We start from the raw sequence: 15,773 nt of genomic DNA, 5'->3' as shown, positions 1-15,773 counted from the left end.
TAATGTAAGTAATAAAGACCCTGAACAGTCATTTAAGCTCCTCATGCATAATAACTAAAGCAGACAATCGGTCATGTCGAAAACCGAGAGAAAATATTTGATAACACATATCAAATTCATTTCAGCCTTTAGTCGTTCCAAGATTAAAAAATGATCTAAATTTCTCAAGAGTTGAATTACTTCACCCAAACAACGCTACATCCTGGACCACCATCAAAATGCTCAGCAATTGTAATTTTTTCGACATAATCAAGATTTTCCAACCACTCAATCAAACCCTTTTTCAACCTTCCTGTCCCAACGCCATGAATAATCCATAACGGGCCAGATGTATTACGTAATTTCTCTTCAACCACGGCTTCAGCTTCGTACACTCTCAAACCTCTTACATCAATTGTATTTCTTTTAGTGCGAACAGTAGGATTACCACCTAATTGAAGATTAGATTTTATATTGACTACAGGATGTTGATTTAAAGGCATAGGTTTTTGTCCATCTAAGCTTTCAACAAAATTCAAATCAACTGTACTTCTAAATACTCCACACATTACTGTAAGTTCTGAACCATCCTCTGATACTGCAATAACTTCACCCGATTTGCCTATCGAAGTTAATCTGACACGATCCCCTTTTTTAGGTAACCAATTATTATTATCTTTATTCATCCGTTGCTGTTGAAAAGCTTTTATTTGCCTTAACCTCTTACCACTTATTCGCGCAGTCTCACCATCCGCTGATCCATCACGCAAACGACGGATTAATTCTTTCACCTCCTTTTGTCCATCTCGAATAGAACTCTCTAATTCCTGGCGTCCTCTTTCCTGAAAGTCTTGAGATTCTAAACATTGTTTTTGCCAACGACTAATCAATTCCTCATGAAGAATCTCCGTACGAGCTAAAAGTGCAGCAGCTTCTTCTGCTGCCTCTTGCTGCCTATGCCGCTGCTCCTCAAGCCCTTCTATAACATGGTTTACATTGTCCACACCATTGCTTGTCAAAAGTTCTTGGGCTTTATTCATAACACTTCTCTCTAAACCTAATCGACGTGCGATTGCTAAAGCATTGCTTCGCCCAGGAATACCCCATTGAAGATGATAAGTAGGACTCATCGTTTCACTATCAAATCCAACAGAAGCATTCTCAAATCGTGAATCGCTATACTTCAAAGCTTTTAATTCGCCAAAATGTGTAGTTGCAACTGTCAATCTTGCTTTATCAGCCAATGCAAGCAACAAAGCGGTCGCTAATGCAGTTCCTTCTGTTGGATCAGTACCTGCCCCTAATTCATCAAGTAAAACTACTGACGGTCCAGAACATATAGCAATGGATTCCAAAATACGAGTAATTCGAACAATATGTCCACTAAACGTTGATAAATTCTGTTGAAGGGATTGTTCATCTCCAATATCTGCCAGGACTTGATTAACCCAAGGCAAAGATGGCTCCCCAGAACACGGCAACAACAATCCACACTTTGACATAAGTATTGCTAAACCTATACTTTTCAATGCAACTGTTTTTCCTCCCGTATTAGGCCCTGTAATAGCAATGACTCTCTGAGAAGAAGATACCTCAAAACTTGTTGGAATAACTGTATCGCCTTGTTCATAATGCTCTTTCCAAACAAGTAAAGGGTGACGAAACTCTTCAATGAGAAATGGACTATCAGAGTGTTCATTAAGACTAGGTGCAATACCCCCCAACCAATCGCTATATCTTGCTCTTGTTAAAGCAAAGTCTAATTCCAATAAAGCTTTATAAAGTTGATGAAGAGCAAGATGATTATCAGCAACTTCCCTACTCCACAGAGCTAATAATTTCTGCTCTTCTACTAAAATTTTGGCTTGAAGTGCTGCAATTCTATTGCCTAAAGGAATGATGATTTTTGGCTCTATAAAATAAGTATTTCCTGAAGCAGAAGTGTCATGAATGGTTCCTTGAACATGATCAATTGCACCAGACTTCAAGGCTATTACTGGTCGATTATATCGTTCAGATATGACAGTATCCTGAAGGACAGAATGCAGTCTCCTCATAAGATCCCTTAAGAAATCTTTCCTTTCCTGTCCTAACGCATGAGCCTGTCGACGAAATCCAGCTAATTGATCACTTGCCCGATCTGCTATGCGCCCACCATCTTCGATCCCAAATTCAATTAATTTCTGCAATTCGGGCAATGCTATCAAATTCGAGGCTAAGGAAGATATTGTTGGTCGACTCATTGGGTCATTTAGCTGCCGACGCAATCGCCTGGCAGCTCTTAATGTTTCAGAAACTTCTAACAACTCCATCCCGGACAAGACCCCTCCTTTTGAGCATCGCAACAAAATCGTCTCTAAATCTTTAACTCCAACAAAACTAATACCTCCTTCTAACTCTTTATCTAAAGTACTTATCTCTAATGTTTCAGAAAGCAATCTTCTGCTGATGAGCAAATTACTTGGTATTAAAGAAGTGATACATATACGTCGGCCTTGAATAGTGCTTGCAAATGATGAGAGCTGTTCACAAAGAAGTGGCCACTCCAACAGCTCAAGTGTTTCTTGAGAAGCAAGCTGAGCAATACTTAATTTCGAATTCTTTTGTTGAAAACCCATTCAAGAATTACTCATACTTTATTGATTTGATGGAATACCCTCAGGAGGGAGGTAAAGCATTTCCAACCAATTGCCTTCAGGGTCTTGCAAATAAAAAGAAGAGGTACCATCTCGATGAGCATGCAAACTCCCAACTTTAATCCCAGCCTGATGTAATTGCTTATGAGCATGCTCTACCTCAGCTTTATCAGAGAAGTGAAAAGCAAAATGTGGGCCTGCTGCTTTATAACCTGGGCCTAATAAGGCAAGTCCATCTTTATTAGGGCCTGCTTCTAAATAACACCATTCTGCATCATCCCAAACAACCGTCATCCCAAGGCTTGTATAAAAGGACTTAGCCCTATCTACATCTTTTACACGTATAGCTACATGCCCGAGTCTTCTAACATTTAAGCTACTGTTTCCTGAATTTTGTTGATTCATAATAGAAAACTAGACAGAATTTAATACAAGAAAAATGCCGATACACTTGATGTTTTTACCCTTTCAACCATGCAGCAGCATCACATGCGTGATAAGTCAATACAAGATCAGCCCCTGCTCTTTTAAAGCTCAACAAAGTTTCTAAAACAACTAATTTTTCATCAATCCAACCTTTTTGTGAAGCAGCTTTAATCATCGAGTACTCACCACTAACGTTATAAGCAGCAATAGGCAATTCAGATTCTTGTCTTAAACGATAAATAATATCGAGATAGGCTAAACCTGGCTTAACCATCAAAATATCAGAACCTTCTTGTTCATCAAGCTGAGCTTCAGTAATAGCTTCTCGCGAATTGGCAGGATTCATTTGATAGCTAGCCTTATCTTTAGGTATAGGTTTTGTACTCTCTAAACGTGGAGCAGAGTCAAGCGCTTCTCTAAACGGGCCATAATAAGCTGAAGAATATTTTGCGGTATAACTAATAATCCCTACATCCTCAAATCCTTCATCATCCAAAGATTCACGAATAGCACCAACTCGTCCATCCATCATGTCACTAGGTCCTATCAAATCAGCTCCAGCTTGGGCCTGAACAATAGCCTGTTTACACAAATGCTCTACAGTTTCATCATTTAAGACAATACCTTCGGCACTGACAATGCCATCATGCCCATCAATAGAGTATGGATCTAATGCAACATCGGTCATTATTGTCATATCAGGAATTTCTTGTTTTAGACGTCGAATAGCCTTAGGTATTAAACCATTTTCGTTAAAACACTCTTCACCACCTTCAGTCTTCAGTTCGTCAGCAATTTTAGGGAACAAAACAATGCATCTAATGCCCAAGTTCCACGCTCGTACAACCTCCCCAACCAATGTATCTAGAGTCCAACGATTGGCCCCTGGCATTGCTGATATGGCCTCGATTTCATTACCTTCATGCACAAATAGAGGGTAAATAAAGTCTGAGGCAGTAATTACATTCTCTGTCACCATGCTTCTCAAAGCAGAAGTTCTACGAAGTCGACGTGGTCGATATGTAAGTTCCATATGTTTAAGAACAAATGCAATTAATTAATGATGATCGTAAAGCCTTTATAGGCAAGCAGAGAGAATCCAATTCTTAGGGCCTCGATTGAGAGCAGATCATTGAATTTAATAAGCAGTAGATGAGCTTACGAAAAAAGCGATGATAACATCTTCTAAAAAGAAGAAAAGACTGTCCCAACAACCACTCTGCAGTGGCTAACCTTTCCTTGTAATATTAGGCTTTTGCCTGAAAAACGCATTTTGTTGGACAATCAACCTAATCACTCCATCTCAGCCTAGGCTGTAACAATTCCAGAGTGAAAAATTTTATCAAACGATACCATTGATTCTTTTTTTGAAATGCGTCTAAATTTCCTACCCATATAGCTCAACTTAAATATCTATAATAAATCATCCACTATTCTCAGTATTTTTCTATTGATAATTACCTTGTATCTGTAGCCTCGAATCGTGGCAACACTTAGCAATAAAGACCCGTAACAAGATATGCTGCTCAGAGTTAAGTGAATTTAGTTTCTCAAAAGTGTCCTTAATTCATGGTTTTCACCTAAAGAATGTACGAGGTGATGTTCTAGGTGGACTTACTGCAGCAGTAGTTGCCCTTCCACTAGCACTTGCTTTTGGCAATGCTGCTCTTGGTCCTGGCGGCGCAATATATGGTCTATATGGCGCAGTAGTTGTTGGTTTCCTGGCAGCATTATTTGGGGGCACACCTGCTCAAGTAAGTGGTCCTACTGGGCCTATGAGTGTAACGGTGGCAAGTGTTGTTGCAACCCTTGCGGCTGCAGGAGTTTCCGAAGACCTTTCGGCTGGAGAAATCTTGCCTCTTGTAATGGCGGCAGTAGTTCTTGGTGGATTATTTCAAATTCTTTTTGGCATTTTAAAACTTGGAAAATACATAACACTTGTTCCTTACTCAGTTGTTTCAGGCTTTATGTCTGGTATTGGTGTAATTATTATTTGTTTGCAAATTGGGCCTCTTCTTGGAATTAGTACTAAAGGTGGTGTAATAGCTTCACTATCAACTGTTGCATCTAATTTCGAACCTAATGGAGCAGCAATAGGTGTTGCTGTAATGACTCTTGGAATAGTTTTTTTAACCCCAAGAAGAATTAGTCAATGGGTACCGTCTCCGCTTTTAGCACTATTAATAGTTACTCCTATTTCTATTATTCTTTTTGGCGAAACTGCAATAGATAGAATCGGAGAAATACCAGAAGGGGTGCCATCTCTAACTATTCCTAGTTTCACTCAATATGCGCCAATAATTGTAAAAGCAGGCTTAGTTCTAGCAGCTTTAGGTGCAATAGATTCACTTCTTACATCTTTAGTGGCAGATAATATTTCTCAAACAAGGCATAATTCTGATAGAGAATTGATAGGTCAAGGAATCGGTAATGCTGTAGCAGGATTATTTACAGGGTTGCCAGGGGCTGGGGCAACAATGAGAACAGTGATAAATGTAAAGTCTGGAGGTTCCACTCCCTTATCAGGGATGGTTCATTCGATAGTTCTTTTAATTGTCCTCTTAGGAGCAGGGCCTTTAGCTGCACAAATCCCCGAAGCACTTCTTGCAGGAATTTTAATCAAAGTTGGTCTAGATATTATTGACTGGGGATTTCTTTTAAGAGCACATAGGCTTTCGCTAAAAACAGCCGTAGTTATGTACGGCGTGCTTTTTATGACTGTTTTCTGGGATCTGATTTCTGCAGTTTTAGTGGGTGTTTTCGTAGCAAATATGCTCACAATTGATTCAATAACACAAACTCAGTTGGAAGGCATGGATGCTGATAATCCATTAAATTCAAAAAGCGAAGATCTTCCACTTCCAGATGATGAGCAAACACTTCTAGACAACTGCCAAGGAGAAGTAATGTTATTTAGACTTAAAGGCCCTCTTAGTTTCGGAGCAGCTAAAGGGATAACTGAGAGAATGATGCTTATCAGAAAATATAAGATTCTTATATTAGATATCACAGATGTTCCAAGATTAGGGGTTACAGCAACTCTTGCTATTGAGGATATGATCCAAGAAGCAAGCATAAACTCAAGGAAAGCCTATGTAGCAGGGGCTACAGGGAGAGTAAGAGATAGACTTGCAAGATTTGGTGTCAAAGGCCTATTAAATACAAGAAAAGAAGCTTTAGAAGCTGCTCTTAATGAACTTAAATCTATTTAAAAAGGAATCCTAAAGATTATTACTTATGGAGCCTAATCTTGTACTTCAAAATGTATTAACACCTCCAGTTTTATTCTTTTTTCTTGGAATAATTGCTGTTGTTTTACGTTCTGATCTAGAGATACCAGCACCTTTGCCAAAATTATTTTCCCTATACCTTCTTCTTGCAATTGGGTTCAAAGGAGGCATGGAGCTTGAGCAAAGTGGCTTAGGAGGACAAGTCCTGCCAACAGTGACTTCAGCAATAGCTATGTCTTTAGTAATTCCACTTATTTGTTTTGCAATACTAAGGTTAAAGCTTGATGTATTTAATTCCGCAGCAATTGCAGCAGCCTATGGATCAATAAGTGCTGTTACTTTTATTACAGCAGAAAGCTTTTTAGAAAGTCAAAACATTCATTTTGATGGCTTCATGGTTGCTGCACTAGCATTGATGGAGTCACCCGCAATAATTGTTGGTTTATTACTTGTCAAGATAGCAAGCACAAAAAATAGGCCTAATTCAAGAAAAATGGAATTAAGCACAATCTTTAGAGAATCGGTTCTTAATGGATCAGTTTATTTACTACTAGGCAGCTTACTCATTGGATTCTTAACGGCTGCACATAATCCGATAGGAGTAGAAAAAATGCAACCATTTACAGGAAAACTTTTCTATGGTGCAGAATGCTTCTTTTTACTAGATATGGGAATAGTTGCTGCTCAGAGATTACCAGGCTTACGAAAAGCAGGCTCATTTCTTATTTTCTTTGCAGTTCTAATGCCTCTTTTTAATTCAATTCTAGGCATTTTTGTTGCCAAAGCTTTAGGACTTGAACCTGGAAATGCGCTCTTATTTGCTGTTCTTTGTGCTAGCGCATCATATCTTGCAGTTCCTGCTGCCATGAGAATGACAGTTCCCGAAGCTAAAGCAAGTTATTATATTTCCACCACACTTGGTCTAACATTTCCTTTTAACATTGTGATAGGCATACCCTTATACATGGGACTTGTTAATAAACTAATTCCTTATTCTGGCTAAATAAATGAAGCGACTAGATCTTGTTTTTAGCGAAAGAGAATTAGATGCAATAATCACAGCCCTAGAAAATGCAGGTGTTCCTGGGTATACAGTCATGAAGCATGCAACAGGCAGAGGTCCTGAAACAATAGTTTCAGAAGATATGGAGTTTTCAGGGCTAGGCGCAAATGCCCATGTAATAGTCTTTTGCAATGATGAGATTATTAATCGAATAAGAGAGAATGTAAAATCAATACTTAATTATTATGGTGGTGTTGCATATGTTTCAGAAGCCATTGAGCTATAAACTTTAAATAGAAAAGTAGAATATTAATTTATTAGAAATAGTTAAGCTAATAAGGGAAGATACCTTATGAATGGACCCAGTCTACTCGTATTGACTTCCGACTATTCAAATATCTATCTATTGCCATAGCAGCAATACATCCATCAGAAGCAGCTACAACAGCTTGCTTAAAAGGTGTATTTCTAATATCTCCTATAGCCCAGACTCCTTCAGATGTAGTTGCCATGAAATCATCCACTACCACACCTCCATCCTCTTTTAATGCAAGTTGATCTGCTAGAAAATCAGTAATAGGCTTTGAGCCACTCATATAAACAAATACGCCGTCAACGGGTAATGATTGAGTTTCTTCATCAGAACGCTTTTTTAAAATAATTGAAGTAACGCCTGCCTCGCTACCTTCAATTTTCATCAACCTTGTTTTACTCCAATGCTTAACTTTGGAATGTTGCAATAGAGCTTTTGCATGCAAATCATCTTCTTTCGGGTCATTGGATGTAATCCAATGAACGGTTGAGGCGAACTTTGTAAGGAACTGTGCTTCCTCAATAGCTTCCTTATTCATACCAACAACAGCCGCCTCTCTGTCTTTATAAAAAGCTCCATCACAAGTAGCGCAATAACTAACTCCTCTCCCCAAGAACTCTGCCTCTCCTTTAAAAGAAGCAGGTCTTCCCATAGCACCACTAGCAACGACTAGAGCCCGGCCCTTGAAAGTGCCTTCAGGTGTATAAACAGTTTTCCATGATCCATTAATATCTACTCCAAAGACCTGGGCTCGGCGATAGTCAGTTCCATATTGTATTGCCTGGTCGCGCATTAATTCCAGCAAGCTCTCCCCACTTATATCAGTTGGAACCCCAGGGTAATTAGCAATTTGATGAGTAATTGCAAGTGCTCCTACAGAAGGGTTTTTATCCAGAATGACCGTTTTCAAATCAGCCCTTGAAGTATAAAGAGCACAACTACATCCAGCAGGACCTCCTCCGACTATTACTACATCAGTTTCAATTGTTTCCAAGATGTTTTAATCTCCTTCGAAATTAACAATATTCTTTCAATAGCATAAAAGAAACAGACCCTAAAGGTTGAACGTCTTAGGAGCACTAAACAATCTTTATGAAAAGCCCATTGAAAGTCTCCATACAAAGCATATATCTCCTATAGAAAATATAAAAATATCTCTACAAGATTAAAAAATTCCTAATACTCATTCTCAGACTGCCCGTCACAGAATTAGGTTTACCTAGCATGAGCTCAAATCTGCATGAATATCACCAAAAGCAATCTAAAGAAAATTACAAATATCTGGATTATGCCATTTTTATTTGGTGGTTTTCTTGCAATAGGATATGAAGGCACAAAAAAAGCGTTGATCAGGCTTCAAGCCTCAAGTAAAGAATCGCTCACTTTACAAATAAAAAATCCATCCTCTGGGGATTGGCTTCAACACTTTCCAATACACCAAAAAGATAATTGAATCAAAATCTTATAAAGTCTATTTTAATAATGAAGCAACAATGAACTCCTCTGAAGCCTTATTCAGAGCTACTGTAAAACGACTTAAAGCTCGTCTAGAAAAATCAATAAATTATTCGGCGACAGAAACCGTCGAATTCATAAAAGATGCACCTGATCTTATTAAAAAAGAATGGGAAGACATCAAAAAAGAAATCATTGCAGAAGCATCGCTTTATGATGAGCTAGACAATGAAGAACAAAGTTTAAAGGAAGTCCAGATAGCAGGAAAACAAAAACCCTCATCTTCTCAAAAAAGCATAAGTAAAATAAGGGAAAAGATTATATACCTAACTAAGAATCTTGAGGAATTAAATTGATAATTCAAGGCTTATTACTGAAATTTTCACGAAGATATTTCCGTGCAATCACAATTTGGATATCTGTATTTACATTATTATTCTATCTATGGTTAGACTCACAAAGATGGTCTTATATAAATGGTTTCTCGTCAAAGAATGAACAAGGTAGACAAAAAGTTAGAGCCAAGTGGTTAACAAGAAAATTAATTAATCTAGGCTCTGCATTTATAAAGCTTGGGCAATTAATTTCAGCAAGACCTGATGTATTACCAAGAAACTGGATTATAGAGCTGGCAGATTTACAAGATCGAGTTCCACCTTTTGGTTTTGAAAAAACACAAGAAATCATAGAAAAAGAACTTGGCGATCGTTGCAAGGAGATCATTGATATTGATAAGAAGCCACTTGCAGCAGCTTCAATAGCGCAAGTTCATAAAGCATGCCTAAGCAGTGGGCGCAAAGTAATTTTCAAAGTACAGAGACCTGGATTAGAAGGCTTATTCAAACTTGATCTCGAAATAATGCAACAAGTAGCAGGTTTCTTGCAAAAAAATAAATCTTTTAGCAAAGGAAGAGATTGGGTTGCCATGGCAAAAGAATGTAAAAAGGTTTTATTAAAAGAACTTGATTTCAAAATAGAGGCTCAATATGCAGCAAGGTTCCGTCAACAATTCTTAGATGAGCCGAAAATCAAGGTTCCAGGCGTTGTATGGGAACTAAGTACAAAAAAAGTTCTTTGCTTGGATTATCTTCCAGGGATCAAAATAAATGATCAGTCAGAACTAAGAAATAACAATATCGACCCTTCAAAGATCGCCGAGCTAGGTGCATCTAGTTACTTAAAGCAACTTATTCAATTCGGTTTTTTCCATGCAGATCCTCATCCTGGGAATCTTGCAGTCGCATCAGATGGTTCTCTCATCTTCTATGACTTTGGGATGATGGGAATGCTTTCAACTAGGCTAACAAATAGGATTGGAAGCATGGTAAGAGCTGCAGCGCTTCAAGATGCACCTCAGCTTGTCAAAGAATTGCAAGATGCTGGCTTGCTCGCCAAAGGAATCGATTTAGGTCCTGTTAGACGGTTGATTCGAATAATGTTAAAAGAAAGGCTTACTCCACCATTCGACTCAAAGACAATTGAAAAACTATCTGTAGACCTTTATGAATTAGTTTATGGACAGCCATTTAGATTGCCTGTTGAGTTAATTTTTGTCATGAGAGCTCTGTCTACTTTTGAAGGAGTAGGAAGAAGTCTCGATCCAAGCTTTAATCTAATAGCAATAACAAAGCCATACCTAATTCCTCTAATGACTTCAAACAATTCCAACTCTAATGATTTAATAAATGAAATAGGTAGACAGTTTGGAGAGATAGGTAGCAAAGCAGTAGGCCTACCTAAACGGCTAGATGAAAATCTCGAAAGACTAGAGCAAGGTGACCTCCAACTACAAATAAGGCTAGGTGAATCGGATAGACAGCTTAGGCGAATGATTATTGCTCAACAATCAATGGGACAATCAATACTATTAGGTTGTCTTGGTATATCTGCTGCACTTTTAGGGTCCAACGGTAAAAATATCTTCGCGTTATTCCCTATAGCTATAGCTTTACCAATTACTTTGAAATGGTTAAGGCTACAAATGAGAATAAGAAGAGATGAGAATATTGAAAGGCTTCAGGAAAATAAAAAAGAAAGGCTAACTTAATTCAAAATAATGAATTTTCAAATTTAAATCATTAAGAAAATGAGCCTCTAGGGCCTAATCCTATAGCACCTGCATAAACAGCTTGTGCACCCAATTCATCTTCAATGCGAAGTAATTGATTATATTTAGCTATCCTTTCACTCCTGCTTAAAGAGCCTGTTTTTATTTGTCCAGCCCTTGTTCCAACTGCAAGATCAGCAATTGTAGTATCTTCAGTTTCTCCGCTCCTATGACTAATAACACTTGTATAGCCTGACCTTGTTGCGAGTTCTATGGCTTCTAGAGTTTCTGTCAAAGAACCAATTTGATTCACTTTAATCAAAATAGAGTTGGCTATATTCTGATCAATTCCTTTTTGTAATCGCCTTGAATTAGTTACAAACAAATCATCACCAACTAACTGTACATTTTTTCCTAATTCCTTAGTTAACAATTGCCAACCTTCCCAATCATCTTCAGCTAAACCATCTTCTATTGAGATAATTGGGTAAGAATTCACTAATGATTTCAATTCATCTATCATTTGCCGACTAGAAAGCTTATGAGTTCCAAAGCAATAAGATCCATCTTGAAAAAATTCAGTACTTGCTACATCTAAAGCCAATGAAATTTGTTCGCCTGGCAGAAAACCAGCTGTATCTATTGCTTGAATAAGCAAATCCCCAGCTGCTTTATTGCTTGTGAGATTAGGAGCAAATCCACCTTCATCTCCCACAGCAGTAGATAAACCCTTTTCTGAAAGTAAGTTTTTCAATGAATGAAAAACTTCTGCGCCCATACGCAGAGCTTCCCGAAAATTATTAGCCCCATGAGGGACCAACATAAACTCCTGAAAATCAAGATTATTTGCAGCATGTGCACCGCCATTAATCACATTCATTAATGGAACTGGCAATAAGGAAGACATTGGGTTCCCCAAATAGCGATAAAGCGGCATTCCCAACGCATTAGAAGCAGATCTAGCGGCTGCAATACTTACGGCCAGGATGGCATTTGCTCCAAGATTGGATTTATTTTCAGTGCCATCCAGTTCTTTCATTATGTTATCGATAGTTACTTGATCAGAAGCAGGCAAACCACAAAGAGATGGAGCTATACGTTCCTCAATGTTTTCAACAACTTTCCTTACACCCTTCCCCATATATCGATCACCACCATCTCGTAATTCATGAGCTTCATAAGCACCTGTACTCGCTCCACTTGGAACAATCGCTCTACCTTTAGCGCCCCCCTCAAGTAAAACTTCAGCCTCAACTGTGGGGTTACCCCTCGAATCAAGTACTTCTCTTGCAAAGATGGTATCAATCACTAAATCCAAAGAATCAATCACGTTAGAAAATTAGGCTTTACTAGATCTTATGATTTTCAAGGGCCTTTGACTTCCATTATTTTAGGGTTCTGGGATTTGACAGCTTTCTTAAAACTGTAAATACCAAGCAAAATAGAGATAACTTAAGAGAAAGAGTTGCTTAAACATGCAAATACTTCATACCATGCTTCGTGTCGGGGATCTGGAAAAATCCATTCGGTTTTACACCAAAACATTAGGCATGAAGCTTTTAAGACAAAAAGATTACCCCAATGGACGATTTACTCTGGCATTTCTTGGCTATGGCGCTGAAAGCAATTCAACCGTGCTTGAGCTTACTCACAATTGGGATACTTCGAGTTATCAATTAGGTAATGGTTTTGGTCATATCGCTTTAGGTGTTGAAAATATTTATGAAACTTGCACATTTATTGAAAAGAATGGTGGGACAGTTATTCGTCAACCTGGTCCCATGAAACATGGGAAAACAATTATTGCTTTCATCGAAGACCCAGATGGCTACAAAATTGAATTAATTAATATCTCCTCAAGGGATCTCCAAAACTGATTCAAAATCTTTATTCAGACAATCAGATCTAAATCAATGCAACAAAGTCTTACATCAAATCCTGATCATTTTAGTGAAGACGCATGGAATCTATTACTTGCAAGTGAAATAGAAGCTCGTCGATGGAGACATGAGTATTTAGATATAGAACACATTCTTCAAATACTTTTTAGTGAAGAAAAGTACAGAAATATTATTCAAGCAATACCTATCAATGACTCTGATCTCCTAGATAAACTGGAAGGGTTTCTTGCAGGAATAGAAACAACAGATTCAGATCAATTGTTTATAGGTGAGGATCTTGAAATACTACTAGATACTGCAAATAGTTTCCGTAAAAGATGGGGGTCAAATTATATAGAAATATCCCACTTACTTATTGCACTAGGTAGAGACAATAGAATTGGTAATGAACTTTTCAAAGAGTTTGGATTAACAAGCGAAATATTAGAGGGAGAACTAAGGCGGTTACCTAAATTAACCAAAGACAATATAATTAATAAATCTAACTATAAAACTGTAAATTCTACTAATAAAGATGGATTATCAAATAATGATAAAAGTAACTTTATTGAACCTAAGATAAATAATTCTGAAAAGGCTTTAATTATTGAAAAAGAACCTAATGCCTTAGAAATCTATGGTAAAGATCTTACCTTGGCAGCCAATTCTGGTGACTTCGATCCTGTCATTGGGAGGGATGATGAATTACATCTAACAATGAAAGTATTATCTCGAAGAAGTAAAAATAATCCTGTGCTCATTGGATCTCCTGGAGTTGGGAAAACAGCAATGGCTCAGTTATTAGCACAAAAAATAATTAAAGGAGAAGTTCCAGATTCAATGAAGGGTTTAAAGCTAATTTCACTTGATATAGGAGCTTTAATAGCAGGAACGAAATTTAGAGGGCAATTTGAAGAAAGATTAAGGGCTGTATTAAAAGAAGCAAGTAATACTAATACAGGTGTTGTTTTATTTATCGATGAAATACATACAATTCTTAGCAACGAGAGATCAACTACAGATGCAGGAAACTTATTAAAACCTGTTCTTGCTAATGGAGAGATTAGATGCATTGGTACAACTACACCAGAGAACTATCGTCAAACCATTGAGAAGGATCAAGCTCTTAACAGAAGATTCCAAAAGGTTAATATTAAAGAGCCTTCTATAGACTTAAGCATTGAAATTTTAAGAGGTGTTAAAGAGCGATATGAAAATCACCACAAAGTAAAAATTTCCGATGAGGCTTTAATAACAGCAAATTGTTTAGCTGATAGATATATCAGTGATCGCTGTTTGCCAGATAAAGCAATCGATCTTATTGATGAAGCTGCTGCTCAAATAAGAATGGAACTAACATCTAAACCTAAAGCAATTGAAGAAGCTGAATCAAATCTTGAAAAAATTCAAATAGACTTGGGTGAAAATAATCCTGTAAAGTCTGAAGATAAAACTGAAGAAATTAGATCTCAAAAGTACTTTCTAGAGAGAAAGCTAAGTGAACTAATTGAGGAATGGAATCATCAAAAAGAAATTATAGATGAATTAAATGATCTCTCTAAAGAAGAAAAAGATATTAATTTTTTAATTACTGAGGCTGAGGAAAATGGTGATTTAGAAGAAGCTGCAAAACTTCAATTCAATGATCTTCATTTCTTACAAAGAAAGTTTATTGATATCGAGAAAACTTTAAAAGAGTTAAAAATTCAGGGAAAAGCACTTATAAAAAATGAAGTCGAGTCCGACGATATTGCAGATATAGTGGCTCGTTGGACAGGGATACCAGTCAATAAAGTCCTTGCTGATGAAAGGCAAAAGTTATTAGAACTAGAAAATGATTTATCAGAAAAAGTCATTGGTCAAACACAAGCTGTTAAAGCAGTTGCTGCAGCAATAAAAAGAGCACGTGCTGGCATGAAGGATAGTCGAAGACCTATTGGATCTTTTCTTTTTCTAGGACCAACAGGAGTAGGTAAAACAGAACTTGCCAAAACTCTTGCCGCTTCTTTGTTTGATGAGTCAGAAGCACTAGTAAGACTAGACATGAGTGAATTCATGGAGCGCAATGCAGTAGCACGATTAATTGGCGCTCCTCCTGGATATGTGGGATATGAACAGGGGGGGCAACTGACAGAAGCAATTAGAAGACGCCCTTATTCAGTTCTTTTATTAGATGAAGTAGAAAAAGCTCACCCAGAAGTATTCAATATCCTTTTACAAGTGTTAGATGATGGCCGTTTAACAGACTCTCAAGGTAGAACAATTGATTTCAGGCATACAGTACTAGTCATGACAAGTAATCTAGCAAGCAGAGAAATTTTAAAAAATGCAAAATTATTTCAAACTAATGATTTTGATAAGAAAGAATTAGAAGCAAAACTCACAGATAGTATTGATATTGAGCTTGGTAAGAATTTTCGACCTGAATTTTTAAATCGAATTGATGAAGTGATCCGTTTCCAGCCACTTTCAAAAAATGATCTCAAACAAATAATCCAGCTTCAATTAGCCGATCTCTCAAAATTATTAGCCGAACAAGGTTTAGAACTTCGTATAGACACTACTACAATTGAAACTCTTGCTCTTGAAGCATATGAACCTGAATATGGTGCAAGACCACTAAGACGAATCATCAGACGTCGCATAGAGAACCCTCTAGCAACAAAAATATTAGAGAACGAGTTCCTTGGGACTAAAGCAATACGCGTTAGAGCTTCTAAGGAAAGCCCAAAATCATTAGAATTTTCTCCTGAACAATAATACTTATCTTCGCTATATAATCTATTATTTATATATAATCAATA

At 37.4% G+C, this 15,773-nt stretch carries 13 protein-coding genes; 8 read left to right on the top strand and 5 right to left on the bottom strand.

Features of this window, described 5'->3' with window-relative positions; all coding sequences use genetic code 11:
• Positions 1-176: 176 nt before the first annotated feature.
• From EV07_RS01100 to hemB, 3 genes are read right to left on the bottom strand one after another with little or no spacing between them, the layout of a single operon-like run.
• Complete coding sequence (locus tag EV07_RS01100) at positions 177-2,597, bottom strand: endonuclease MutS2 (RefSeq protein ID WP_052043799.1); 2,421 nt, start codon at positions 2,595-2,597, stop codon at positions 177-179.
• A gap of 18 nt (positions 2,598-2,615) precedes the next feature.
• A complete protein-coding gene (locus tag EV07_RS01095) occupies positions 2,616-3,020 on the bottom strand; it encodes a VOC family protein (RefSeq protein WP_036916497.1) in 405 nt (134 codons plus the stop codon).
• Between the two features lie 55 nt (positions 3,021-3,075).
• Positions 3,076-4,074, bottom strand: a complete 999-nt coding sequence (hemB, locus tag EV07_RS01090; protein WP_036916496.1) for a porphobilinogen synthase — start codon at positions 4,072-4,074, stop codon at positions 3,076-3,078.
• 523 nt (positions 4,075-4,597) lie between these two features.
• Here hemB and EV07_RS01085 point away from each other — a divergent pair.
• Genes EV07_RS01085 through EV07_RS01075 form a run of 3 tightly spaced genes read left to right on the top strand, consistent with a single transcriptional unit; the run spans position 4,598 to position 7,560 of the window.
• On the top strand, positions 4,598-6,253 hold the full coding sequence (locus EV07_RS01085) for a SulP family inorganic anion transporter (protein WP_036916495.1): 1,656 nt from the start codon (positions 4,598-4,600) through the stop codon (positions 6,251-6,253).
• A 25-nt stretch (positions 6,254-6,278) separates the two neighbouring features.
• Positions 6,279-7,274 (top strand): sodium-dependent bicarbonate transport family permease, encoded by a 996-nt coding sequence (locus tag EV07_RS01080; RefSeq protein WP_036916494.1) that lies wholly within the window; start codon positions 6,279-6,281, stop codon positions 7,272-7,274.
• Positions 7,275-7,278: 4 nt separating this feature from the next.
• Positions 7,279-7,560: a P-II family nitrogen regulator gene (locus EV07_RS01075; protein WP_036916493.1), complete on the top strand. Its 282-nt coding sequence runs from the start codon at positions 7,279-7,281 to the stop codon at positions 7,558-7,560.
• A gap of 64 nt (positions 7,561-7,624) precedes the next feature.
• Here EV07_RS01075 and EV07_RS01070 read toward each other — a convergent pair whose 3' ends face one another.
• Entirely contained in the window at positions 7,625-8,581 is a 957-nt protein-coding gene (locus EV07_RS01070; protein ID WP_036916492.1) for an NAD(P)/FAD-dependent oxidoreductase, read from the bottom strand.
• A gap of 246 nt (positions 8,582-8,827) precedes the next feature.
• Between EV07_RS01070 and EV07_RS01065 the strand changes: the two genes are divergently transcribed.
• Genes EV07_RS01065 through EV07_RS01055 form a run of 3 tightly spaced genes read left to right on the top strand, consistent with a single transcriptional unit; the run spans position 8,828 to position 11,089 of the window.
• Entirely contained in the window at positions 8,828-9,040 is a 213-nt protein-coding gene (locus EV07_RS01065; RefSeq protein WP_036916491.1) for a hypothetical protein, read from the top strand.
• 40 nt (positions 9,041-9,080) lie between these two features.
• A complete protein-coding gene (locus EV07_RS01060) occupies positions 9,081-9,398 on the top strand; it encodes a hypothetical protein (protein ID WP_036916490.1) in 318 nt (105 codons plus the stop codon).
• The gene (locus EV07_RS01055) at positions 9,395-11,089 is read left to right on the top strand and encodes an ABC1 kinase family protein (protein WP_081936913.1); all 1,695 of its coding nucleotides are present in this window, start codon (positions 9,395-9,397) and stop codon (positions 11,087-11,089) included. The genes EV07_RS01060 and EV07_RS01055 overlap by 4 nt, the downstream gene beginning before the upstream one ends.
• Before the next feature lie 31 nt (positions 11,090-11,120).
• Here EV07_RS01055 and eno read toward each other — a convergent pair whose 3' ends face one another.
• Positions 11,121-12,419, bottom strand: coding sequence for a phosphopyruvate hydratase (gene eno / locus EV07_RS01050; RefSeq protein ID WP_036916489.1), 1,299 nt, complete (start codon positions 12,417-12,419; stop codon positions 11,121-11,123).
• 145 nt (positions 12,420-12,564) lie between these two features.
• Between eno and gloA the strand changes: the two genes are divergently transcribed.
• On the top strand, positions 12,565-12,966 hold the full coding sequence (gloA, locus tag EV07_RS01045; RefSeq protein WP_036916488.1) for a lactoylglutathione lyase: 402 nt from the start codon (positions 12,565-12,567) through the stop codon (positions 12,964-12,966).
• 36 nt (positions 12,967-13,002) lie between these two features.
• Positions 13,003-15,729 (top strand): ATP-dependent Clp protease ATP-binding subunit, encoded by a 2,727-nt coding sequence (locus EV07_RS01040; protein WP_193742682.1) that lies wholly within the window; start codon positions 13,003-13,005, stop codon positions 15,727-15,729.
• Positions 15,730-15,773: the final 44 nt, after the last annotated feature.

It is taken from the genome of Prochlorococcus sp. MIT 0603, assembly GCF_000760215.1.
GTDB lineage: Bacteria > Cyanobacteriota > Cyanobacteriia > PCC-6307 > Cyanobiaceae > Prochlorococcus_E.
Note: the sequence above shows the minus strand (reverse complement) of the source record. Positions and strands in the feature narration are given on the sequence as shown.

Coding starts and splice junctions, on each gene's coding strand:
- EV07_RS01100 (WP_052043799.1), bottom strand. CDS start 2,597: ATGGGTTTTCAACAAAAGAATTCGAAATTAAGTATTGCTCAGCTTGCT.
- EV07_RS01095 (WP_036916497.1), bottom strand. CDS start 3,020: ATGAATCAACAAAATTCAGGAAACAGTAGCTTAAATGTTAGAAGACTC.
- hemB (WP_036916496.1), bottom strand. CDS start 4,074: ATGGAACTTACATATCGACCACGTCGACTTCGTAGAACTTCTGCTTTG.
- EV07_RS01080 (WP_036916494.1), top strand. CDS start 6,279: ATGGAGCCTAATCTTGTACTTCAAAATGTATTAACACCTCCAGTTTTA.
- EV07_RS01075 (WP_036916493.1), top strand. CDS start 7,279: ATGAAGCGACTAGATCTTGTTTTTAGCGAAAGAGAATTAGATGCAATA.
- EV07_RS01065 (WP_036916491.1), top strand. CDS start 8,828: ATGAATATCACCAAAAGCAATCTAAAGAAAATTACAAATATCTGGATT.
- EV07_RS01060 (WP_036916490.1), top strand. CDS start 9,081: ATGAACTCCTCTGAAGCCTTATTCAGAGCTACTGTAAAACGACTTAAA.
- gloA (WP_036916488.1), top strand. CDS start 12,565: ATGCAAATACTTCATACCATGCTTCGTGTCGGGGATCTGGAAAAATCC.
- EV07_RS01040 (WP_193742682.1), top strand. CDS start 13,003: ATGCAACAAAGTCTTACATCAAATCCTGATCATTTTAGTGAAGACGCA.